Here is a 21532-nt window from a genome sequence, read left to right on the forward strand (position 1 = left end):
CGATTCGTGTCCTGACCGTGACCGGCGGAGTCCACCGGGTTCCCAAACCGGCAGGCGCCGGGTTACGAAGAGAGGGAGTACAGCGCAGAGGCGCTGCTCGAAGGAGGTAGGAGACCATGCGCAGATCCCCCAATCGACTGCTGGCGACTCTCTTCGGAGCCGTCTACGTCGTCGTCGGGCTCCTCGGCTTCGTCGTCACCGGCGGCGTGCAGTTCCTCTCGACCGACGGCGGTCTCCTGCTCGGGATCTTCGAGGTGAACCCGCTGCACAACATCGCCCACCTGCTCATCGGAGGCGCGCTGCTGATCGCGGGCCTCTCGACCGCGGCCGCGGCGAAGACCGTCAACACGACCGTCGGAGCGGTGTACCTGCTGCTCGGCATCGTGGGCTTCTTCCTTGTCGACACCGCCCTGAACGTGCTGGCGCTGAACACCGCCGACCACTTCCTGCACCTCGCCAGCGCGCTGGTGCTGCTGGGAGTCGGACTCGGCACCGAGAAGACGGCGAGGACGCGCACCGCCGCGACCGCCTGACCCGGGCGGCACCCGCCGCCCCCCTCTACTCCGTCCGCCGTGGGCCCGCCGTTTTCCGCGGCGGACGGACTGAACGGCCCCGGACGACACGATGCGGTGTGTCGATCCGGGGCCTCCTTCTTCCCCGATCCAGCGAAGGAGCCGCCATGACCACCGTGGCCCGTTGCAACGCCGCTTTCGCCGGACTCGGCGCCGGACTCGTCCACGTCTCGCTCGCCGCCGGCGGCGAGGGCGTGCAGGCCCCGGTGATCGGGGTCCTCGGCGCCGTCGAGATCCTCTGGGCGGTCCTCGTCCTGGCGCGTGGCCGGATCGTCGTGCCGCGCACCGCGCTGGTCGTCGCGGTCGCCTCTCTGGCGGCTTTCGCGCTCGCTCTGGCCCTCGGCGCACTCGCCGAACCCCTTCCCGCGCTGGCCGCCGCGGTCCTCCAGCTGATCGCGGTCGCCGTGGTGGCCGTCTCGCTCCGCTCTCCGCGCGTCGAGGAGAAGGCCGTCTCGCCGTCGCGAGCTCTCGTCGGACTCCTGGCCGGCGCGCTCACCGTCTCCGCCCTCGCCACCCCCGCCATGGCCGCCTCCTCGGGCGGCTCGGGCGACATGGGCGGGATGATGCACTCCGTCGTCGACGGCGGACACGGGCACTGACGGCCTCTGGTCCCGGCGGCTCCGCTCGGCTAAGGTAAGGCAGACCTAAGTCGTCGAGGGAGGCCACCGTGTCGAACGTCATCCCGTTCTCCGAGGCCCTGCGCCTGCGCATCGGGCAGTCCGGCGCGGACGACGAGGGCGCCGCCTTCATGACCTCGCTGATGACCGGCTCCGGCAGCCGCGACGACTACATCGCGCTCATCTCGCAGCACTACTTCGTCTACGAGGCCCTCGAGGCCGTGGCGGAGGACATGGCCGGCGATCCGGTCGCGGAGCCGTTCCTCTCGGCCAAGCTCACCCGGCTCCCCGCGATCGCGGAGGACCTGCGCTTCCTCGTCGGCGAGGACTGGCGCGAGCGCATCCGCCCGCTGCCCTCGACCAGCGCCTACGTCGACCGGATCCGCACCGTGGCCTCGGGCTGGAGCGGCGGCTTCGTCGCCCACCACTACACGCGCTACCTCGGCGACCTCTCCGGCTGCGCGATCGTCCGCGGGCTGCTGCAGCGGCGGTTCGGCTTCGAGACCAACGGCGTCGGCTTCTTCCTCTTCGGCGAGATCGCCGCACCGTCGGCCTTCCGCGCCACCTATCGCGAGCAGCTCGACGCCGCGGGCTGGGACGAGGAGGAGCGCGAGCGGGTCATCGCGGAGGTCGCGGAGGCGTACCGGCTGACGACGGAGCTGTTCCGCGATCTCGCCCGGACCTGCGCGGCGGCCTGAGGGCCTGCTCCGACCTCCTCCGCGGGGCGTCAGTCCGCGGACGCCTCCGCGACGGCGGCCGGCTCGGCTCGCCGTTCGGACATGAAGCGCAGCACGTCCTTGTCGACGATGATGTCGCTCGGCCGGAGCGGCCGCGTCAGGTAGAGCCCCTCGAGGCTCGTGATGCGGCTGAGCGCCACGTAGGTCTGCCCGGGCGCGAACGCGCGCTGGCCGAGGTCGACCACGGCCGAGTCGTAGGTCTTGCCCTGCGACTTGTGGATCGTGACCGCCCACGCCAGCCGCAGCGGGAACTGCGCGAACTCGGCGACGATCTCGCGGGTCAGCTTCTTCGTCGCGGCGGAGTAGGAGTAGCGGTAGCGCTCCCAGGTCGCGGGCTCGACCTCGTGGACCTCGCCGTCGACCTCGACCCACACCGTCCCCGCGACCTTCGTCACCCGGCCGATCGTGCCGTTGACCCAGCGCTGCTCCGAGTCGTTGCGCAGGAACATCACGTGCGCGCCGATCTTGAGCTCGAGGTTCTGGTCCGCCGGGTAGGCGCGCCCGCCGAAGTCGCCGCTGATCTCGGCCGACGCGGTCTTCAGCGGGCCCTTCAGCCGCGCGAGCGCCGCCTGGTTGATGCGGTTGACCGTGTCGTTGCGGGTCGCGAGCGTGATCGCGTCGTCGGCCGGAGGCGTCCGCGCGCCCGCCGCGTTCAGCACGTCGGCGATCTCCTTCGTCACCATGCCGAAGCGGACCGCGTTGAGCATCCACTTGAAGCGCTCGTCGCTCTGCCGGTGGATCCGGCCGAGCTCGACGATCCGCAGCGGCGCCTCCTGCCAGACGAGGGCGTCGAAGAACCACAGCGAGCGGTAGCGGTCGGCGAAGTAGGCGCGCTCCTCCGGATCGCCGGGGACGGGTGCGAGCTGGAACGGGTCGCCGAAGAGGACGACCTGCACGCCCCCGAACGGCTCGGAGCGCCGCTGCCGCGCCTGCCGGAGGCTGCGGTCGATCCCGTCGAGCAGGTCGGCGTTGACCATCGAGATCTCGTCGATGACGAGGGTGTCGATGGTGTTGAGGAGCTTGCGCAGCTCGGGCGGCTGGTCGAGGTCCGAATCGGCGATGACGCCGATCGGCAGCCGGAACAGCGAGTGGATGGTCTGGCCGCCGACGTTCAGCGCCGCGACACCGGTGGGGGCGCAGATGACGATCTGCTTGTCGGTGTTCCAGCTGAGGTGGTTGAGCAGGGTGGACTTGCCCGTGCCCGCGCGACCCGTGACGAACAGGTGCTCGCGGGTGTTCTCGATGAGGTCGAAGACCCGCTGCTGCTCGTCGGAGAGGGTCGGCTGAGTCACCGCTCCACTGTACCCAGCGGAGACCGGCGCCCCGCCTCCTCGCCCGTCTCGGCCGGCGGGAGCGGCGGGGACGGCAGCCTGGGGAGGAGGCGGGCGGCCGGCTTACACGTCGCGGACGCGGGTGACCAGGAGGGCGGGGACGAGGGCCGCGGCGGCCCAGGCCAGCGAGGCCAGGACGGCGGTGCCGACGCCGACGCCGGTGCCGGACTCGTCCGGCAGGCGGGAGAGCGTCGTCCCCAGGCTCGAGAGCAGGTAGCGGGACGCGTCGGTGATCCACTGCGCATCGAGGAGGGCTCCGGCCAGCGAGACGACGATCGGGAGTACGAAGAGGACTCCGACGGCCGTGCCGATCGCCGCGGCGGAGCTGCGCAGCAGCGCACCCAGCCCGACGGAGAAGGCTCCGAGGACCGCGAGGTGGAACGCGCCGCCCACCAGCGCGCCGAGGACCTCGCCGTCGACCACCGGTGCCGCTCCCTTGCCCGCCAGCTGCACGGCGATCAGGGCGAACGACCCGCCGGTGGTGATCAGGCCGAGCACGAAGGCGGCGAGGGCCACCGTCCCCGTGCGGGCGAGCAGCGAGGGGAGGCGCCGCGGGACGGCGGTGTAGGTCGACCGGATCATCCCGGTCGTGTACTCCCCTCCGATCGAGAGGGCTCCGAGGACGGCGACGACGAGTCCGACCAGCTGCAGATGGACCGTGGCGGCGGTTGCCGCGAGCTGGGTCGCCCCCTCGACGGACTCGACACCGTCGAGGGTCCCTCCGAGGATCGCGGCGAGACCGAGGGCGAGGAGGACCGAGACCCAGAGGGACCACCAGGTGGACCGGACGGTCGCCAGCTTGAGCGCCTCCGAGGCGACGACTCCCCCGGCTCGGAGCCGGGCGCCGTCGAGAGCGGAGGTACGGGGTGCGGTGCTCTGAGCGCTCATCGGACGGCTCCTTCCGTGGCGGGGGCCGTCGCGGTGGCGTACTCGACGGCGTCCGCCGTCATCGCCGTGTAGGCGTCCTCGAGCGATCGGGTCAGCGGGGTGAGGGCGTGCAGGACGATGCCGCCGCGCAGCGACAGCTCGCCGATCGCGGGGGCGTCGAGGCCCTCCACGTCGAGGCCGCCCTCGGTGCGGGTCACTCGGGCGCCGCCTCCGACGAGCAGCTCGGCCAGGCGGTCGGCCTCGGGGCTCGCGACGCGCACCCTGGGGCGCGCCTCCGCGAGGAAGTCGGCGAGAGGGGCGTCGGCGAGGACGCGGCCCCGGCCGAGGACGATGATGTGGTCGGCCGTCTGCGCCATCTCGCTCATCAGGTGCGACGACAGCAGGACGCACCGGCCGTCAGCGGCCCGGCTCCGGACGAAGTCGCGCACCCAGCGCACGCCCTCGGGGTCGAGCCCGTTCACCGGCTCGTCGAGCAGCAGCGTCTGCGGGTCGCCCAGCAGTGCGGTCGCGATGCCGACACGCTGGCCCATCCCGAGCGAGAAGCCGCCGACGCGCTTGCGGGCGACGCTCTGGAGCCCGACGAGCTCGATCACCTCCTCGACACGGGCCCGCGGGATGCGGTGAGTGGCGGCGATGACGCGGAGGTGGTCGCGCACGGATCTCCCCCGGTGCGCCGCCTTCGCGTCGAGCAGCGCCCCCACCTCTCGCAGCGGCGCCGCGTGCTCGGCGTAGGGCCTGCCGTTCACGCGGACGGAGCCCGACGTCGGCCGGTCCAGCCCGACGATCATCCGCATGGTCGTCGACTTGCCGGCGCCGTTCGGACCAAGGAAGCCCGTCACCCGGCCCGGTTCGACGGTGAAGTCGATCCCGTCGACGGCGGTCTTCGCGCCGAACCTCTTGGTCAGTCCTCGTGCCTCGATCATGAGGCCCCCTCTCTCGTCCGAGCCGCCCGGCACGGCCTCGGAGGAGGGCCCGGCCGAGCGGCGCGGCCAGTCTAGGAACGGGAGCGTCGTCGCCGTCGGCCGTGGCGCGAGATGCGGGGGTGCGCCCACCCGCATCGGGGGGATGACCCCCGTCGCGCGGGCGCGGAGCGGTCAGCCGCGCTTCTGGAGGGCGGCCAGGCGGTCGTTGTAGGCCGTGAGCTCGGCCTCTCCGGTGCGGTCGGCCTGGCGGTCGCGGCGCTTGGTCTCGCGGGCGTCGGAGCGGCTCCACATCATCGCGACGACGATCGCGAGCGCGAGGGTGGGGATCTCGCCGATGCTCCACGCGATGCCGCCGGCCGCCTGCTGATCGGCGAGCGCGGAGGTGCCCCAGCCCATCGCTCCGTACCAGTCGGCGAGGAGCAGCCCCTCCCCCGTCATCAGTGCGAGGCCGAAGAAGGCGTGGAACGCCATGGTGCCCAGCAGCAGCAGGAGGCGCATCGCGTAGGGCACGCGGTGCACGCTCGGGTCCACTCCGATCAGGACGCTGACGAAGAGGTAGCCGGTGATCAGGAAGTGGACGATCATCCACTCGTGGCCGATGTGGTCCGTGGTGGCCCAGCGGAACAGCGGGGAGTAGTAGAAGCCCCAGAGCGACCCGACGAACAGCAGCGCGGCGACGATCGGGTGCGAGATCGCGGTGGCGAAGCGCGAGTGCACGGCGAGCAGCACCCACTCGCGGGCACCGCGGGAGCCGTCGGTGCGGCGGGCGGCGGCGCGGGCGATGAGCGTGACCGGTGCCGCCGGGACGAGCAGCAGCGGCACCGCCATGGTGAGGACCATGTGCGAGAGCATGTGGGCGCTGAACAGGTACTTCTCGTACGCGTTCACCCCGCCGTTCGTGATGTAGGCCAGGAGGAGCATGCCCGCGATCCAGAGGATCGTGCGGTGCAGGGGCCAGCGGTCACCCCGGCGGTGCAGGCGCACCACTCCGGCGACGTAGAACGCGATGGCGAAGGAGCAGACCAGGAGCCAGACCAGGTCGATGTTCCAGAGCGTGAGGAAGTTCATCGCGCTCGCGGGCGGCGGCAGGGGCTCGCCCGTCAGCAGCTGGGCCGGGGTCGGATCCGTGAGCTGGCTCGCGGCGATCTGGTCGACCGGGGTCGCGGTGCGCGCGAGAGCCGCGGCGACTCCGGACGCGATTCCCATGAAGGCGATCTCGGCGCCGACGAGCCACCAGAAGCTGCGGCCGCCGACACCGCCGGCCTTCCGCATCCGCTCGATGAGGTAGCGGCGCTGCAGCACGCCGAACAGGCCCAGCGCGACCAGCGCCGCGACCTTGACCAGCACGAGGATCCCGTAGCCGGTGAGCAGGTTGTCGAGGGTGGCGAGCCGGAGCTCGGCGCTGACGTACCCGGACGCCGCGACCACGACGAAGCTCACGAGCGCGAGGCTGGAGTAGCGCTCGATCACGGGCAGCAGACGGGAGCCGCCGAGCAGCGGCCGCAGGGCGATGACGGTGATGAGGCCGCCCAGCCAGATCGCCGCGAAGACGAGGTGCAGGCCCAGCGCCGTGACGGCGGCGTCGTGGCCGCTCGCTCCCGCCGCGTGCCCCTGCTGCGCCATCGGGAGCAGTGTGAGGAGGGCCAGGCCCGTGACGAAGACGAGCGCGGTCTGGTTGCGGACGGCGAAGCAGAGGACCGTGACGACGGCCGCGAGCAGGGTCGTGATGAGCCAGGCCTGGCCGACCTCGATGCTGCCGATGAAGTAGCTGAGCTTCGTGCCGAAGTCGCGGTCGAGGCTCAGGGGCGTCTGCGTGACGTTGAGGAAGGTGAGGAAGCCGGTCACCGCGCTGGCCGCGGCGAAGAAGGCGGCGCTGGCGGCGGCGACGTCGAGGGCGATAGAGAACTCGGTGCGCGGCTCGGGCACGGCCTCGGAGGGCGCGGTGCGCGCGGGGGCGACCGCGGTGCGCGTCGATCCGGCGCGGGACGAGGACTGGGCGCCGCGCGAGGAGGCCTGGCCGGGGCGCGGGGAGGCGTTCACGGTCGAGGCGCGGGACGAGGACCGGGCGTCGCGGGCGGCGGCGGCGCGGGGGCTCAAGGCGAACAGCGTCAGCACGAGCGAGCCGATCATGCCCGCAGCGCCGAGATTGACGGCGAGCTTGGCGATCGGGAGGCCGTAGCGGACCACGGGGCCCGGGTCGTTCAGCAGCGGAGCCGCAGCTCCCCCGCCGAAGGCCAGGGCCGCGAGGAGGGCGACGAGCGCGGCGGCGACGAGCACGAGCGCAGGGCCGACGATCCGGACGGTTCGATTCACTGCTCCAGCCTACGTTCCGCGGCTGATCGGCAGCCGCGTCCGCGGACGACGACGGCCCCGGCGCAGTGCCGGGGCCGTGTCGGAGGGCGCGACTACTTCGCGGCGGCCTTGAGCTTGGTGCCCGCGGAGACCTTGACCGAGTGGCCGGCGGCGATCTGGATGGTCTCGCCGGTCTGCGGGTTGCGGCCGGTGCGCGCGGCGCGGGAGGTGCGCTCGACGGCGATCCAGCCGGGGATGGTGACCTTCACGTCGTTCGACACGGAGTCGGCGAGGGTGGTGAAGAGCGAGTCGAGGACGCCGTTGACGGCGGCCTGGCTCTGGCCGGAGTCGGCGGCGATCTTCGCGACGAGCTCGGTGCGGTTGAGCGACTTGTCAGCCATGGAGTGTCCTCCCAGGACGTTCTCGCTGTCGGAACAGCTGGTTTCAATGGATCGTCCTCGGCCGGGGACGGACGTCCTCAACCGGTCGGACCGTCGGTAACCTACCAGCCCTGCCCCGGATCTCCGGCGATTCCGGCCCCGAGACGCCCGGAACGACGCCGATCGCGCCCGTCGGTCCTCCACAGGAGGTGCTCGGCGCCCTTCGTCCACCGATCCGCCGATCGCCTCTCCGCGGGGTCCGCCGCCTGACGAGGATCGGCTCATGACGACGACGGCACTCCTCCCTCCGCCCGCTCCGGCCGACCCGGCCCACCCCTGGCCGTCCCGGCGGCACCCTCGCGCCCGCCGGCCGCGCGAGCCCGGGCTCGCAGCGCTGGCGCTGGGCCTGCTCGCGCTCGCGTCCTCCGTGCATCCGCTCTGGGCCCTCCCCGCGGTCGCCGTGGCGGCCTCTGCGGTGATCGCGTCCGTGCGGGCGCTGCGGTGGACGGGCGAGCGGAGGAGCGCGGTGGTCGGGCTCGCCTGCGCGGCTCTCGCGCTGCTCGTCTGCTCCGTCACGGCACCCGCCGCCGTGCGGGCGGGCCTCGCCGCGCTGGCCTGGATCGCCGCCCTGCGGCCCGGCCCATGAGCGGGCGGGGCTCCGCCCCAGCCCGCCTCGCTACAGTGACGGCGGCCCGCGCCCGAGCGGGCCGGGAGGGCGGCCACGATGGCTCAGACGGACGGTTGGATCTCGACGGCGATCTGGTGGCACGTCTACCCGCTCGGCTTCACGGGCGCCGAGGCGAGCGCCTCGGAGGGTCCGGGTCCCGACGACGAGCCGCGCCACCGCCTCCGTGCCCTGCTGCCCTGGCTGGACGACCTGCTGGCACTGGGCTGCAACGGGCTGCTGCTCGGGCCGGTCTTCGCCTCCTCCACGCACGGTTACGACACGGTCGACCACTTCCGGGTCGATCCCCGCCTCGGCGACGAGGCCGACCTCGACGCGCTGATCGCCGCGTGCCGCGAGCGCGGGATCCGGGTGCTGCTCGACGGTGTCTTCAACCACGTGGGACGCGAGCACCCCTGGTGGCGTGCCGCGGTCGCGGCCGGCGAGGGCTCCCCCGAGGCGGCGCGCTTCTCCCGCAGCGAGCGGTCGCAGGAGGTCGACGGCCTCCGCGTCGACGTGTTCGAGGGGCACGACGCCCTGGTCGAGCTCGACAACGGGAACCCCGAGGTCGCGGAGCACGTGTCCTCCGTGCTCGCGCACTGGCTCGAGCGGGGCATCGACGGCTGGCGGCTCGACGCGGCGTACGCGGTCGCGCCGGCGGCCTGGCACGCGGCGATCGACCCGGTGCGGCAGCGCTTCCCCGACGCGTGGTTCGTCGGCGAGGTCATCCACGGCGACTACACCGGCTACGTGCGGGAGTCCGGGCTCGACTCGGTCACGCAGTACGAGCTCTGGAAGGCCGTCCGCAACTCCCTCGAGGAGGCGAACCTCTTCGAGCTGGCCTGGTCCCTGAAGCGCCACGACGACTTCGTCCGCGAGTTCCTGCCCCTGACCTTCGTCGGCAACCACGACGTGACCCGGATCGCCAGCGCCGTCAGCGACGAGCGCCACCACGGCCACGCCACGGCGATCCTCGGCTTCGTCGCCGGCGTGCCGAGCATCTACTCCGGCGACGAGCGGGGCCTGCGCGGCGTCAAGGAGGAGCGGATCGGCGGCGACGACGCGATCCGCCCGGAGTTCCCGGCCGATCCCGCCGAGTGGCCGGGCGGGGAGGCCTACCGGGCCCACCAGGAGGTCGTCGCGTTCCGCCGACGGAACCCGTGGCTGGTCGGCGCGAGCACCCGCACGGTCGACCTCTCCAACACCGCCGTGATGCTCGTGGCGGAGGGCCCGGAGGGACGCACCGCGCGGCTCGCGCTGAACATCGGCGACGAGACGGCGACCGTCGGCGGCGTCCAGGTCGCTCGCCACTCCTGGTCGCTGCACGACTGACCCGGCGCGCAGGCGGCCCGGCAGTGCGCGACGGAGCGTCGACCTCCGGGGGCCCGTCCTCTACGCTCGGGCGCATGCCGAGACCTGCACGAGGACCCTCCGACGGACGAGCCGACTCGATCGACGACGCCGGGATGCCGGAGTCCGGACTCGAGCAGGCGTTCGCCGCCCCGGTCGACCCGGAGAGCGACCCCGGACCGGGCGAGAGGAGCGGCCTCTCGAGCCGCATCGCCCAGGAGCTGCTCGAGGACGGCTTCGGCCTCGACGCGAGCGACGAGGAGGCCCCGTCCCGCGCCGTCGAGATCGACGATCCCTCCCGCGCCGTCGGTGACGATCCCGCCCACCCCGTGCACGGCTCGATGTCCGGCGAGTTCGAGCGCCGCTGAGCCCGGCCGCCGTCGGTCGGTCGTCGACAGCCCGGCGGCACCGCTCCGCCCGCCGGCCGTCGTCACCCCGCCGGTACCGCGCCGCCGGCCGCCGGAGCCGGGTCCGGGCCGCCCGCCTGCAGCTCGGCGAGGAATCCGGGCCGGAGCACGCGTGCCTCGATCGACGCGGCTCCCGAGGTCCAGCCGTCGCCGAGCGGACGCTCGGGCGTGAGCAGCACGTGGCCCGGCGTCCCCGCTCGGCCGAGGGCGGCGGCGACGCGGCCCTCCGGATCGTAGAGGGCGTGGTCGACGAGCGGCCCGTAGACGGCGTGCACCGCGAAGTCCTCGCGGCTGCCGAGGAGGACGGGCAGCAGCTCCTCGCCCGGGCGCAGGCCGTGGGGCCACCAGCGGAAGCGCTCGACGAGCTCGTGGCAGGCGGCGCACGAGGGCGAGAAGAAGACGAGGTGCGTCGCCGGGCGGGACAGCTCCTCGAGGGTCAGGAGCTCGCCGGCCACCGTGACGAACGCGAGGTCGGCGGCCGAGAGGTCGCCCTCGGGCGCGCGCCCCGGCGCGGACTCCCTGTCGGCTGCGGACAGGCGGGCGGCCGCCCGGACGCGAGCGGCCGTCGACGCCGCACGGCGGTCGCGCACCAGCACGAGCGAGACCGCGGCGAGAGCGGCGGCGAGCCCGGACGCCGCCGCCGAGGCACCGCCGCCGCCGAGCAGCGCGGCCGGAGCGAGCCCGCCGAGGGCCCCGGCGACCGCGAGCGCGAGCAGCACCGCGTTCCTCGCGACGGTGCGTCCGGTCATCCGCGCCGAGCCCAGCCCGCCGAAGCACTCGCAGTCGACGTCCGCCGTCGCGCGGACCGCGCGGACGGCGACGACGAGGAACACGGCGTCGAGGAGCGCCACCGGCACGAGGGCGGCACGGTGCGCCGGAGCGGGCGCCAGCACCACCGCGGCGCCCAGCGCGATCTCGACGACGGGGAAGGCGGCCGCGAACCAGCCGCGGCGCCGGAGGAGGAGGGGGACCCCGAGCGCCTCGAGGCTCGCCCGGAACCGCTCCGCGCGGCCGAGCTTCAGGGCACCGCTGACGACGAGCACCGCGCCCGCGCACCACGCGGCGATCGCGAGAACCGCCTCCAGCATCCGTCGCCCTCCTCGCTCGGCATCGACCCGCGCGACGCTACCGGCGCGGACCGGCCTCCCGCGGCCGAGGCGGGGAACGGGGCGGAGACGGCGCGATCCGGCGCGTTCCGCCCTCCGGACGAGCCGCTGCCGGCGCATCCGGCGCCCGGATCCCTCCAGGCGCGGCGCCCCCGGGCTCCCTCCCGGTCCCGGACGGCCGCTCGGCCGTACACTGCGAGAGGATCGGAGGGGTCATGCGGGGACGGCGAGCGCGCGACGAGCGGCACGGCACGGCGACGACCCCGCCTGCGGACGCCGCTCCCCCGGCAGCGGTCCCGGCTCCGGCCCTCGCGGACTCGCCGGACGACGCCTCGGGCGACGTCTCGACCGGGATGCGGATCGCCGCCGCCTGGTCGTGGCGCTTCCTCGCCGTCGCCGGGCTCCTCTACCTCCTCGTGCGCCTCGTCTCGCTGCTGCCCGTGATCGTCGTGCCGGTGCTGATCGCGCTGCTGCTCACCGCGCTCCTCACCCCGCTGCGGAACCGGCTCGAGCGCCTGCGGCTCCCCCGCCCGCTCGCGGTCCTGGTCTCGATCGTCCTGATGCTCCTCCTGCTGACCGGCCTCGTCGGGCTGGTGGTCGTGCAGTCGCGCTCCGGCTTCAGCGGAGTGGGGCAGCGCGCTCTCGACGCGGTCGACGGCGTCGAGGCGTGGCTGCGGAGCCCGCCGCTGTCGTTCTCGGACGTCCAGCTCTCGGACTGGGCGCAGCGCGCGGTCGACTGGGCCGACGCGCAGGCGTCGACGATCGCGTCCGGGGCCCTCGCCGTCGGCTCCCAGCTGGCCGAGGTCTTCGCCGGAACCCTCCTCACCCTGTTCTCGCTGATCTTCCTGCTCCTCGACGGCCGCCGGATCTGGCACTGGTTCCTCCGCCTCCTCCCCCGCCGCGCGCGCCCCGCGATGGAGCGCGGCGGCGCCGCCGGCTGGCGGACCCTCAGCCAGTTCGTGATCGCGCAGCTCGGCGTCGCCGGGATCAACGCCGTCGGCATCGGCATCGGCGCGCTCGCGCTGCAGCTGCCGCTCGTCGTGCCGATCGCGATCGTGGTGTTCCTCGGCTCGTTCGTCCCGATCCTCGGTGCGATCGTGACCGGTGCGCTCGCCGCGCTGGTCGCGCTGCTGTTCAGCGGGCCCGTCGCCGCGCTGGTGATGGTCGGCGTCGTGATCCTGGTGCACCTGCTCGAGGGGCACGTGCTGCAGCCGCTCATCCTCGGGACCGCCGTGAAGGTGCATCCGCTCGCCGTGGTGCTCGGAGTCGCGACCGGGCTCGAGGTGGCCGGGCTCGCCGGGGCGCTGTTCGCGGTGCCGACCATCGCGACGCTGAACGCGGCGGTCACCGCCATGCGGGCGCGCGCGCCCGGAGCGGAGTGAGCGCGTTCGATCCGGCCGCCCGACCCGGATCGACGGTGCTGCCCGCCCTCGCCTGCCCGGTCTGCGGCGGTGCGCTCGCCCCCGATGCGCTGCCCCGCCCCTCCTCGCTCCGCTGCCCCCTCGGGCACAGCGCCGACCTCGCGCGCCAGGGCTACGCCTCGCTCCTGCGCGGGAGGCACGCGACCTCGGGCGACACCGCGGCGATGGTGCAGGCCCGCGCCGACCTGCTCGGCTCCGGCCACTACCGGGTGATCCAGGACGCGGTCGCCGCGGCCGTCCCCGCCGGCGCACGGCTCGTGGTCGACCTGGGCTGCGGCACCGGGGCGTACCTCGCGGCCGTGCTCGAGGCGCATCCGGCGGCGGACGGGCTGGGCCTGGACCTCTCGGCCCCGGCCGCCCGCCGCGCCGCCCGCGCGCATCCCCGGGCGGCGATCGCGACCGCGGACCTCTGGCAGCCCCTCCCGCTGGCCGACGCCTCCGCCGACGCGCTGCTCACCGTCTTCGCGCCGCGGAACGCCCCGGAGATGCGGCGGGTGCTCCGTCCGGGCGGCGTCGCCGTCGTCGTCACTCCGCGCGAGAGGCACCTGCACGAGATCCGCGAGCGGTTCGGGATGCTGGGCATCGACGCCGGCAAGGCGGAGCGGCTCGACGAGCAGCTGGCGGGGTTCGCGCTCGGGGAGCGCATCGAGCTCGACACGACGGTGCTGATGAGCGTCGACGAGCTGCGCGCCGAGGTGCTGATGGGGCCGAGTGCCCACCACGTGGATCCCGAGGCGCTGGACGCTCGGCTCGCGGCGGTGGAGGGGACGACCGCGGTGACGGTCGCGGTCACCGTGTCGCGCTTCGTGCGCGCGGAGTAGCGGCGGGCGTGCCGCCGACCCCGCGTCAGTACGTCTCGCGCAGGCGCTCCTGGTCGACCACCGCTTCGCGGTCCGCGAGGCGGCGCAGGCCCGCGAGGGGCTGGGCCATCCGGTGGTTGCCGCGGAGGACCGGCTCGGCCCGGTCGAGGAAGGCCCAGTACCCGGCGGTCACCGGGCAGGCGTTCTCGCCCAGGCGCACCTTGGGGTCGAAGCGGCAGCCGCCGCAGTAGTCGGACATCCGGTTGATGTAGGCGCCGCCCGAGGCGTACGGCTTCGTCGCGACGACGCCGCCGTCGGCGTGCTGGGACATCCCGATCACGTTCGCGGGCATCACCCACTCCGTGCCGTCGACGAAGACGTCCACGAACCAGTCGTTGAGCTCCGCCGGATCCCACCCCCGCTGCAGTCCCCAGTTGCCGAGCACCATCAGGCGCTGGATGTGGTGGGCCCAGCCGTGCCGGTGCACGTCGTCGAGCGTCTCGTGCAGGCAGTTCGCCTCGATGCTGCTCGGGTCGAGAGCGAGCAGCTCGGCGGGCAGCGGCGTGGAGGCGCCGAGCGCGCGGCTGCGGTTCCGGTACTCCGGCCCGAGGTGCCAGAACAGGTTCCAGACGTAGTCGCGCCAGCCGAGGATCTGGCGGATGAACCCCTCCGTCGCCGCGATCGGCGCGCCCCCGGCGGCGTACTCCGCCTCGGCCGCCTCGACGACCGTCCGCGGATCGAGCACGCCGAGGTTCATCGGGGCGCTGAGCAGCGAGTGCGCCATCGTCCAGTCGCCCGAGAGCATCGCGTCCTCGTAGGTCCCGAAGTCGCCCAGGCGCGACGACACGAAGTCGGCGAGCGCCGCCTCGGCCTCGGCGGGCGTCGCGGCGAAGCGGCGCGGACCGTCGGCGCCGACCAGGCGGACCGCCCCCTCGGCCTCCCAGCGCGCGAGGTCGGCGCGCACCTCCTCGTCGATGTCGTCCTCCTCCGGCCACCACGGGTCGGGCAGGCCGAGCCGGGAGGCGCCCTTGGGCGGAGGCTGGCGGTTGTCGTGGTCGTAGTTCCAGCGGCCGCCCTCGGGCTGGTCGCCGCGCATCAGCACGCCGGTGCGCTCGCGGCTCCACCGGTAGAAGTCCTCCAGCAGCAGGCGCTTGCCCGAGCGGGAGAGCGCCCACTCGCGGAAGTCCTCCTCGGCCGTGATGAAGCCGCGGCTGGGCAGAACGCTCATGCCGAGCCTGCGGGCGAGGCGGCGGCCGCCGCGGGTGGGCGGGTCGATCACCTCGAGGTCGTCGCGCCCGGCGAGGGCCTCGCCGAAGGTCTCGGAGCGGACGTACTCGGCGCGGTCCCCGAGCTCGCGGGCGCGGTGGCGGAGCGCCGACAGCAGCAGCTGCGCCTTGGCGCGGTGCATCGGGCGGCGCCCGAACGCCGATCGGGCCTCGACCAGCAGCATCGGACCGCCGTCGTCGAAGGCCGGTCCGAGCTGGCCGATGACGCTCCAGCGGGTGCGAGGGGGTCTGCTCATCCTCGGAGGCTAGGCGGACGGATCCGGCGCCGGTAGGAGTTGCGCGGCACGGATGTGCAGCCGCCACGTCTTGCACCCCCGCCCCCGATGCAGAAGTCTCGGAGCGAGCGCGGCGGATCCGACCGCGCACCGACGCGACGAAGCGAGGAGGCCGCCATGGCCCACCACGACCACGACAACGAGCACCACGAGGGTCACGAGCACCACGACCACCACGACGAGCACACCGCCGGCCACGGCCGTCACGTCGCCGAGGGCACGAGCACCGAGGACACCGAGGGCGGCGAGTACACCTCGACGGAGGGCGTCTCGCACACCGCCGGCGAGGCCGAGGGCAGCTACGTCGACACCTCGGTGAACGAGCAGAGCACCGCCGACAAGGGCAGCTACGTCGACACCAGCGCCGCGGGCACCTCCGCCGAGGGCGAGGGCGAGTACACCGACCGCGACGAGTGACCCGCGCCCGGGCGCCGCGCGTCCCGCCGGGACACCGCGCTCCGGCCGGTGTCCCGGCGGGGAGCCGGCGCCTCGGCGGGACGCGGTGGTCCGCCGGCCCTTCAGGCGGGCTTCAGCGGGGCCGCGGCTAGCCTGGGCTCGCGCGGGGATCCCCGCGCGCCGAGCCCGGGGAGGCCGCCATCCGCATCCTGGTCGTCGACGACGAGATCAACCTGCTCCGCGCCCTCGAGACGGGCCTGGAGGCCGAGGCCTTCGCCGTGGACACCGCCACCACCGGCACCGACGCCCTCTGGTACGCGCAGGAGGCCGACTACGCCGCCATCGTCCTCGACCTGATGCTCCCGGACGTCAGCGGCTTCCGCGTCTGCGAGCGGCTGCGCGCCGCCGAGGACTGGACCCCGATCCTGATGCTCACCGCGAAGGACGGCGACCTCGACCAGGTCGAGGCCCTCGACACCGGGGCCGATGACTACCTCACCAAGCCGTTCTCGTTCCCGGTGCTCGTCGCGCGGCTGCGCGCCCTCATCCGCCGCGGAGCCGCCGAGCGGCCCACGGTGCGCGTCGTCGGCGATCTCGTGCTGGATCCGGCCTCCCGCACCGTCGAGCGGGGCGGAGTCGCCGTGCCGCTGACCGCGCGCGAGTTCAGCGTCCTCGAGTACTTCGTCTCGCGGGCGGGCGAGGTCGTCTCCAAACGCGACGTCCTCGGAGCCGTCTGGGACTTCGACTACGACGGCGACCCGAACATCGTCGAGGTCTACGTCCGCACCCTGCGCAACAAGATCGACCGGCCCTTCGGCCGCGACACCCTCCGCACCCGGCGCGGGGCGGGCTACACGCTGGTGGCCGGGTGAGCCGCCGGAGCCTGCGGACCCGCATCACCGCGGCCGCGACCGCCGTGGTGGCCGCCGCCGCGCTCCTCGGGAGCGTGCTCTTCGTCCTGGTCCTCTCCTCCGTGCTCGCCTCGAGCGCCGCCTCCGCCGCCGACGCCGAGGCGGAGCGGGTCGCGGCGCTGGTCGAGCAGGGCGGGCCGGAGGCCGTCCGCGGCTCGGAGGGACTGGTCCAGCTCGTGGTCGACGGGCGGGTGACCGCCGCGGGCGAGGACGCGGAGGACCTCCCTCCGCTCGCGCTGGCCGAGAGCGACGACCCGGTCACGGTCGACGTGGACGACGAGGGGGCGGTGGTGGTCGCCGCCCGCGAGCTCGACGACGACTCCCTCGTCGTGGTCGGCGTGCCCGACGAGGGCCGCGAGGAGGCGGTGTCCACGACGATCGGGCTGCTCGCGGTCGCCGTCCCGCTGCTGATCGCGCTGGTGGCGGTGGTGTGCGCCGTCGTCGTCGGCCGGGCGCTGCGCCCCGTGGAGCGGATGCGCGCGGAGGCCGAGGCGGTCACCTCCTCCGCCCTGGACCGCCGGATCGCCGCTCCCGGCTCCGGCGACGAGGTCGACCGGCTGGCGCACACCCTCAACCGGATGCTCGATCGGCTGCAGAGCGGGCAGGAGCGGCAGCGGCGCTTCGTCTCGGACGCCTCGCACGAGCTGCGCTCCCCCGTCGCGGCGCTGCGCCAGACCGCGGAGGTGGCGCTCGCGCACCCGGACCGGCTCGACTCCGCCCGGCTGGCGAGGACGGTCGCGGAGGAGTCGGTGCGGCTCGGCGGGCTGATCGAGGGCCTGCTGCTGCTCGCCCGGGCGGACGAGGCGCGCCTGGCCGTGGCGGCGGCTCCCGTGGACCTCGACGATCTCGCCCTCGGCGAGGTGCGGCGCCTGCGCGACTCCGGAGCCCGGGTCGACGCGAGCGGGATCTCGCCCGTGCAGGCGGTGGCCGACGAGGCCCTGCTCTCGCGGGCGCTGCGGAACCTGGTCGACAACGCGGTGCGGCACCGCTCCTCGCAGCTGGCGCTCTCGACCCGGATCGACGGAGCGGAGGCGGTGCTCGCGGTGGACGACGACGGGCCGGGGATCCCGGCGGCGGAGCGCGAGCGGGTGCTCGAGCGCTTCGTCCGCCTCGACGAGGGCCGGACGCGCGACGCCGGAGGGTCGGGCCTCGGCCTGGCGATCGTCGCCGGAATCGCGCGGGTCCACGGCGGACGGGTCGTCGTCGGCGACTCGGAGCTGGGCGGCGCCCGGGTCGAGGTGCGGGTGCCGCTCGTCCGCTGAGCGGGCGCTTCAGGCCTGCTTCAGCGCCCGACCGCGAGAGTGCTGGAGGCGTCGACGAGCGGCGCCGGGACGGAGCCATCGTGCAGAAGAAGACGAAGATCATCGCCGGGATCGCCGGAGCGGTCGTGCTGATCGGAGCCGGGACGGGCATCGCCTACGCCGCGACCGACGGCTTCGAGGGGTCCGACTCCCTCACCGGCAGCGACCTGGACCGCGCGAGCGAGGCCGCGCTCGCCGAGATCGGCGGCGGGACCGTCACCTCGGCCGAGCGCGACGACGACGGCGCCACCGGCTACGAGCTGGACCTGACCGACCGCGCCGGCCTCGAGTACGAGGTGCGCCTCGACGACTCCTTCGCCGTCCTGTCCGTCGACCCCGACGACCGCGCCCTCCAGGCCGGCTCCGACGATGACGGCGTGCCTGCCGGCGACCCGACCGCCGCCGCCGTGGACCCGGACGACCTCACCGGCGACGACCTCGCCCGCGCGAGCGAGGCGGCGCTGGGCGCCGTCGGCTCCGGGACCGTCACCGAGGCCGAGCGCAGCGACGACGCCGACCACGCCTTCGAGGTGGAGGTCACCCGCGAGGACGGCACGGACGTGGACGTCGAGCTCGACGCGGCGTTCGCCGTGCTCTCGACCCAGGAATAGCGCTCTAGCGGCCGCCGGGGCCCTTCGCGGCCCCGGGTGCGGCACCGCTGCCCGCGGGGGCGCCGACGCCGGTCGCCGCACCGCGAGCGCCCGGGCCGTTGCCGCCCGCGTTGCCGTTGCCGTTGCCGTTGCCGTTGCCGTTGCCGTTGCCGGGAGCGTTCCCGCTGTTGCCGGGTGCGCCACCGCTGTTCCCCGGAGCGTCGCCGCTGTTCCCCGGAGCGTCGTCGCCGGGAGCGGCCGGGGTCTCCTCCGCGGGCTCCTCCGGCTCGGTCGGCGTCTCCTCCGGCTCCGACTCCTCGGGCGAGGGGGCGGGGTCGTCCTCGGTCTCGACGGGGGCCGGCGTGTCCTCCGGCTCCTCCTCGACCGGGGTCGTCTCCTCGGGAGCCGGGGCGGTCGTCTCGGCCGGCGCCGGCTCCGGGGCTCCCGCGATCAGGGCCTCGAGGTCGGCGCGGACGACGTCGACCTGCGCCTGCACCGTCGCTGCGCGGTCGGAGCTGACGGAGCCCTCGGCGAGCGCGGCGTCGAGCGCCGACTGCAGCGAGGCGAGCTCGGTGAGAGCGCCCTGGTAGTCGTCGGCCGAGGCCTTCTCGGCGACGGCCACCACCGCGTCGTCGAGGGTCTGGGCGGTGCCCTCGTCGATGCCCTGCGGCGCGGAGGAGCATCCGCTCAGCAGCAGGACCGAGGCGAGCACGGCGCCGGCGGCGCGCAGTCGGAGGCCCCTCACGAGCGGATGCTCTCGCGCAGCTGACGGAGGTGGTCGCCCAGCTCGCCGTCCACCTGCGGCAGAGGCGATTGGGGACCGTCGATCAGGATGATCGCGAGCCCGACGGCGACCGCGACCAGCGCGAGCACCAGCACGATCAGCCACGGGCTCGGGCCGCGGCGCTGCGGAGGGGCGGCCGCGGGGCGGAGCGGAGCCGTGCGCGGCGCCGGAGCGGTCTGCGGCGCCGGAGCGGTCCGCGGTGCCGGTGCGATCCGCTCGGTCGCGGTGAAGCGCTGCGTCGGAGCGATCGCCTCCGTGGCCGGGTACGCGTCGGCCGCGAGCCGGCGGGTCGGATCGAGCGCCTCCGTCCGCGTGATCGGCTCGGTCTCGGCCAGCGGCTCCGTCGACATCACCCGGGTGGCGGGGACGTCGGGGACGACGATGGCCGCCGGCGGGGAGTCGCGCCGCGGATCGATCAGGCGGCGTGCCGACTCCGCCACCTGGAGCGCGGCGGGACGCTCGCCGGGCTCGCGCCGCGTCATCGAGGTCAGGAGCGAGGTCCAGCCGCTGCCGAGCGACTCCGAGACCTCGGGGTCGCGGAGCAGGCGGGCGAGCGTGACCTCGATCGCCGAGCCCGTGAACGGGCGGCGGCCGGTCAGCGACTCCAGGAGCACCAGGCCGAGGGAGTAGATGTCGCTCGCCGACGTGACCGGGTCGCCGTGCGCCTGCTCGGGGCTGAGGTAGGCGGCGGTGCCGATGAGGGTGCCCGGCGCGGTGATCCGCGTCGCGTCGATGAGGGAGGCGATGCCGAAGTCGGCCAGCTTCGGGCGGAACTCGCGGCTGGTCAGCGGGCTCGGGACGAGCAGCACGTTCGACGGCTTCACGTCGCGGTGCACGACTCCGGCCGCGTGGACCGTGTGCAGGGCCTCGCCGAGGTCGCCCGCCATCGAGGCGACGTCGTTCGGCGCGACCGGGCCCTCGGCGAGCCGCTCGGACAGGCTCGGGCCCTCGGCGAGCTCCATCACCATGTAGGCCTGGCCGTTGGTGTCGTCGCCGCCGTCGTGCGCGTCGTAGAGGGTGACGAGGGCGGGGTGGTTGAGGGCCGCGAGCAGCCGGATCTCGGACGCCTTGCGCTGCAGGTCCTGCGCGTCGTCGATGCCGGGGGCGAACATCTTCAGCGCGACGGAGCGGCCGAGGACGCCGTCTCGCGCCCGGTAGACCGTGGCCATGCCGCCGCGGCCGATGAGCTCCTCGATCGTGTACCGGCCGTCGACCGTCGTCCCGACGATGCGGGTGTCGCCTGTCCGGTGGGATGCCACGGGTCCTCCTCGCGGTCGGCGGCGGGTGTGCCGCGCCCCCCGGTGCGACCGTCGACCCAGGGTAGTACGTCGACCCTGCACGCCGCCCTCCCCCGGCCGGGCTGTCAAGCGGGTGCCCCCGCTCGCGCCCCGACGTAGCGTCGGAGGTCCCGACGAAAGGCGACGACATGGACCAGGACCGCACGGAGCAGGACGACCAGGGCTCGACCATCGGCAAGCCGGACGGGGCGGCGCCCGCCACCTCCTCCGAGAGCGAGACCATCGAGAAGGACATCTCGGAGTCGCCCGGCAGCGAGCGCGAGACCGAGGCCAAGCAGGACTCGGACCCGGCGGAGAGCCGGACCGAGGTCTCCGGCTCGGCCGAGGTGAAGGCCGTGCCCGGCACGGGCGGCCCGGACGACGTGGGCGACGTCGAGGTCGACCCCGACGAGGTCTCGCTGAACGGCAAGCCGTTCCCGGGTCACGCCGGCACGAAGTAGGACGCCGGGAGGACGGAGCGGACGTGCCGCGGATCGCCGTGCGCCCGGCCGGAGACGTCAGCCGACGAGTGGCGCGAGCAGGCCCGGGTCGCGGCGGTCGACGGCGCGGGAGTTGTTCACGCGGCGGTCGACCGGGTGGGCCGTGACGGTCGAGGCCATCGCGACGGACGCCCGGTCGAGTGTGGCGAGCATCTCCTCGGCGGAGGCGAGCGGAGCCGGGTCGAGCCAGGCGTCGCGCACGTCGGGCGTCAGGAACACGGGCATCCGGTCGTGCACCTCGCCGGAGGCGTCGCGCGCCTCGCGGGTGATGATCGTGAAGGAGACGCGCCAGTCGTCGCCCTCCTTCCGGGCCGTGTAGAGGCCGGCCGCGGCGAGGATCGGCTCCTCGCCCTGCAGGAACCAGGGCTGCTTGCCGTCGGCGCGGGCCTCCCACTCGTAGTACCCGCGCATCGGCACGATCGCGCGCTGCTTGGCGAACGCCCCGCGGAACAGGCCGTTCGTCGCGACCGACTCGAGTCGCGCGTTGATCGGCGAGGGCCCCCTGCCCTTCGACCAGGACGGGGTGAAGCCCCAGGACGCGAGCTCGAGCTCGCGCTCCCGCTCGCCGTCGTGGAGCCGCTCGCGCACGATCGGCGCGACGTCGGTGGGAGCGACGCTGTAGTCGGGCGCCCAGTCCTCGGCGCGCCCGCCCGCGGCGACGAACTCGCGGATCAGCTCATCGGTCTCGGAGTCCATCGCGAAGCGGCCGCACATGCGGGACAGG

At 74.4% G+C, this 21532-nt stretch carries 23 protein-coding genes; 13 read left to right on the forward strand and 10 right to left on the reverse strand.

Going from position 1 to position 21532, the window contains the following annotated elements; genetic code table 11:
* Window positions 1-116 precede the first annotated feature (116 nt).
* The 3 genes from GSU40_RS13685 (at window position 117) to GSU40_RS13695 (ending at window position 1887) form a co-directional block, all read left to right on the forward strand.
* Entirely contained in the window at window positions 117-533 is a 417-nt protein-coding gene (locus GSU40_RS13685) for a DUF4383 domain-containing protein (protein WP_159915703.1), read from the forward strand.
* Between the two features lie 146 nt (window positions 534-679).
* Window positions 680-1171: a hypothetical protein gene (locus GSU40_RS13690; RefSeq protein ID WP_160035323.1), complete on the forward strand. Its 492-nt coding sequence runs from the start codon at window positions 680-682 to the stop codon at window positions 1169-1171.
* 68 nt (window positions 1172-1239) lie between these two features.
* Complete coding sequence (locus tag GSU40_RS13695; RefSeq protein WP_104226125.1) at window positions 1240-1887, forward strand: biliverdin-producing heme oxygenase; 648 nt, start codon at window positions 1240-1242, stop codon at window positions 1885-1887.
* 29 nt (window positions 1888-1916) lie between these two features.
* Here the strand turns inward: GSU40_RS13695 and GSU40_RS13700 are convergent, their stop codons facing one another.
* From GSU40_RS13700 to GSU40_RS13720, 5 genes are all read right to left on the reverse strand, one after another.
* The gene (locus tag GSU40_RS13700; protein ID WP_104222908.1) at window positions 1917-3218 is read right to left on the reverse strand and encodes a DEAD/DEAH box helicase; all 1302 of its coding nucleotides are present in this window, start codon (window positions 3216-3218) and stop codon (window positions 1917-1919) included.
* Between the two features lie 102 nt (window positions 3219-3320).
* The gene (locus GSU40_RS13705; RefSeq protein WP_160035325.1) at window positions 3321-4145 is read right to left on the reverse strand and encodes a hypothetical protein; all 825 of its coding nucleotides are present in this window, start codon (window positions 4143-4145) and stop codon (window positions 3321-3323) included.
* On the reverse strand, window positions 4142-5068 hold the full coding sequence (locus tag GSU40_RS13710; protein WP_159915711.1) for an ATP-binding cassette domain-containing protein: 927 nt from the start codon (window positions 5066-5068) through the stop codon (window positions 4142-4144). The genes GSU40_RS13705 and GSU40_RS13710 overlap by 4 nt, the downstream gene beginning before the upstream one ends.
* A gap of 171 nt (window positions 5069-5239) precedes the next feature.
* Entirely contained in the window at window positions 5240-7381 is a 2142-nt protein-coding gene (locus GSU40_RS13715; RefSeq protein ID WP_244229493.1) for a cytochrome c oxidase assembly protein, read from the reverse strand.
* 92 nt (window positions 7382-7473) lie between these two features.
* Complete coding sequence (locus GSU40_RS13720; RefSeq protein ID WP_056037903.1) at window positions 7474-7761, reverse strand: HU family DNA-binding protein; 288 nt, start codon at window positions 7759-7761, stop codon at window positions 7474-7476.
* A gap of 262 nt (window positions 7762-8023) precedes the next feature.
* Between GSU40_RS13720 and GSU40_RS13725 the strand changes: the two genes are divergently transcribed.
* The 3 genes from GSU40_RS13725 to GSU40_RS13735 all read left to right on the forward strand — a co-directional run bounded on the left by GSU40_RS13725 (window position 8024) and on the right by GSU40_RS13735 (window position 10122).
* Window positions 8024-8386 (forward strand): hypothetical protein, encoded by a 363-nt coding sequence (locus GSU40_RS13725; RefSeq protein WP_160035327.1) that lies wholly within the window; start codon window positions 8024-8026, stop codon window positions 8384-8386.
* Window positions 8387-8464: 78 nt separating this feature from the next.
* Window positions 8465-9736 (forward strand): alpha-amylase family glycosyl hydrolase, encoded by a 1272-nt coding sequence (locus GSU40_RS13730; RefSeq protein WP_160035329.1) that lies wholly within the window; start codon window positions 8465-8467, stop codon window positions 9734-9736.
* 74 nt (window positions 9737-9810) lie between these two features.
* Window positions 9811-10122 (forward strand): hypothetical protein, encoded by a 312-nt coding sequence (locus tag GSU40_RS13735; protein WP_146086901.1) that lies wholly within the window; start codon window positions 9811-9813, stop codon window positions 10120-10122.
* A 62-nt stretch (window positions 10123-10184) separates the two neighbouring features.
* Here the strand turns inward: GSU40_RS13735 and GSU40_RS13740 are convergent, their stop codons facing one another.
* Complete coding sequence (locus tag GSU40_RS13740; protein WP_160035331.1) at window positions 10185-11249, reverse strand: MauE/DoxX family redox-associated membrane protein; 1065 nt, start codon at window positions 11247-11249, stop codon at window positions 10185-10187.
* Window positions 11250-11482: 233 nt separating this feature from the next.
* On the opposite strand from GSU40_RS13740, the gene GSU40_RS13745 reads away from it, so the two are divergent.
* Entirely contained in the window at window positions 11483-12649 is a 1167-nt protein-coding gene (locus GSU40_RS13745; RefSeq protein WP_104256457.1) for an AI-2E family transporter, read from the forward strand.
* A complete protein-coding gene (locus GSU40_RS13750) occupies window positions 12646-13509 on the forward strand; it encodes a methyltransferase domain-containing protein (protein WP_160035333.1) in 864 nt (287 codons plus the stop codon). The genes GSU40_RS13745 and GSU40_RS13750 overlap by 4 nt, the downstream gene beginning before the upstream one ends.
* 25 nt (window positions 13510-13534) lie before the next feature.
* Here the strand turns inward: GSU40_RS13750 and GSU40_RS13755 are convergent, their stop codons facing one another.
* Window positions 13535-15010 (reverse strand): cryptochrome/photolyase family protein, encoded by a 1476-nt coding sequence (locus GSU40_RS13755; protein WP_104283126.1) that lies wholly within the window; start codon window positions 15008-15010, stop codon window positions 13535-13537.
* Between the two features lie 156 nt (window positions 15011-15166).
* On the opposite strand from GSU40_RS13755, the gene GSU40_RS13760 reads away from it, so the two are divergent.
* The 4 genes from GSU40_RS13760 (at window position 15167) to GSU40_RS13775 (ending at window position 18268) form a co-directional block, all read left to right on the forward strand.
* Window positions 15167-15466: a hypothetical protein gene (locus tag GSU40_RS13760; RefSeq protein ID WP_160035335.1), complete on the forward strand. Its 300-nt coding sequence runs from the start codon at window positions 15167-15169 to the stop codon at window positions 15464-15466.
* Between the two features lie 179 nt (window positions 15467-15645).
* Entirely contained in the window at window positions 15646-16317 is a 672-nt protein-coding gene (locus tag GSU40_RS13765; RefSeq protein WP_160036245.1) for a response regulator transcription factor, read from the forward strand.
* Complete coding sequence (locus GSU40_RS13770; protein ID WP_160035337.1) at window positions 16314-17618, forward strand: ATP-binding protein; 1305 nt, start codon at window positions 16314-16316, stop codon at window positions 17616-17618. Before GSU40_RS13765 ends, GSU40_RS13770 begins: the two co-directional genes overlap by 4 nt.
* Window positions 17619-17698: 80 nt before the next feature.
* A complete protein-coding gene (locus GSU40_RS13775; RefSeq protein ID WP_104323658.1) occupies window positions 17699-18268 on the forward strand; it encodes a PepSY domain-containing protein in 570 nt (189 codons plus the stop codon).
* Window positions 18269-18272: 4 nt separating this feature from the next.
* Here GSU40_RS13775 and GSU40_RS13780 read toward each other — a convergent pair whose 3' ends face one another.
* Both GSU40_RS13780 and GSU40_RS13785 read right to left on the reverse strand, forming a co-directional pair.
* Window positions 18273-18992, reverse strand: coding sequence for a hypothetical protein (locus GSU40_RS13780; RefSeq protein ID WP_160035339.1), 720 nt, complete (start codon window positions 18990-18992; stop codon window positions 18273-18275).
* A complete protein-coding gene (locus GSU40_RS13785; protein WP_104262770.1) occupies window positions 18989-20290 on the reverse strand; it encodes a serine/threonine-protein kinase in 1302 nt (433 codons plus the stop codon). Before GSU40_RS13785 ends, GSU40_RS13780 begins: the two co-directional genes overlap by 4 nt.
* A gap of 167 nt (window positions 20291-20457) precedes the next feature.
* On the opposite strand from GSU40_RS13785, the gene GSU40_RS13790 reads away from it, so the two are divergent.
* Window positions 20458-20769 carry a hypothetical protein gene (locus GSU40_RS13790; protein WP_104222919.1) on the forward strand — a complete coding sequence of 104 codons (312 nt, stop codon included), beginning with the start codon at window positions 20458-20460 and terminating at the stop codon, window positions 20767-20769.
* Between the two features lie 57 nt (window positions 20770-20826).
* On the opposite strand, the gene GSU40_RS13795 is transcribed toward GSU40_RS13790, so the two are convergent.
* Window positions 20827-21522 (reverse strand): SOS response-associated peptidase, encoded by a 696-nt coding sequence (locus tag GSU40_RS13795; RefSeq protein WP_160035341.1) that lies wholly within the window; start codon window positions 21520-21522, stop codon window positions 20827-20829.
* Window positions 21523-21532: the final 10 nt, after the last annotated feature.

The sequence above is a fragment of the Rathayibacter sp. VKM Ac-2805 genome (assembly GCF_009834265.1).
In the GTDB taxonomy this organism is placed as follows: domain Bacteria; phylum Actinomycetota; class Actinomycetes; order Actinomycetales; family Microbacteriaceae; genus Rathayibacter.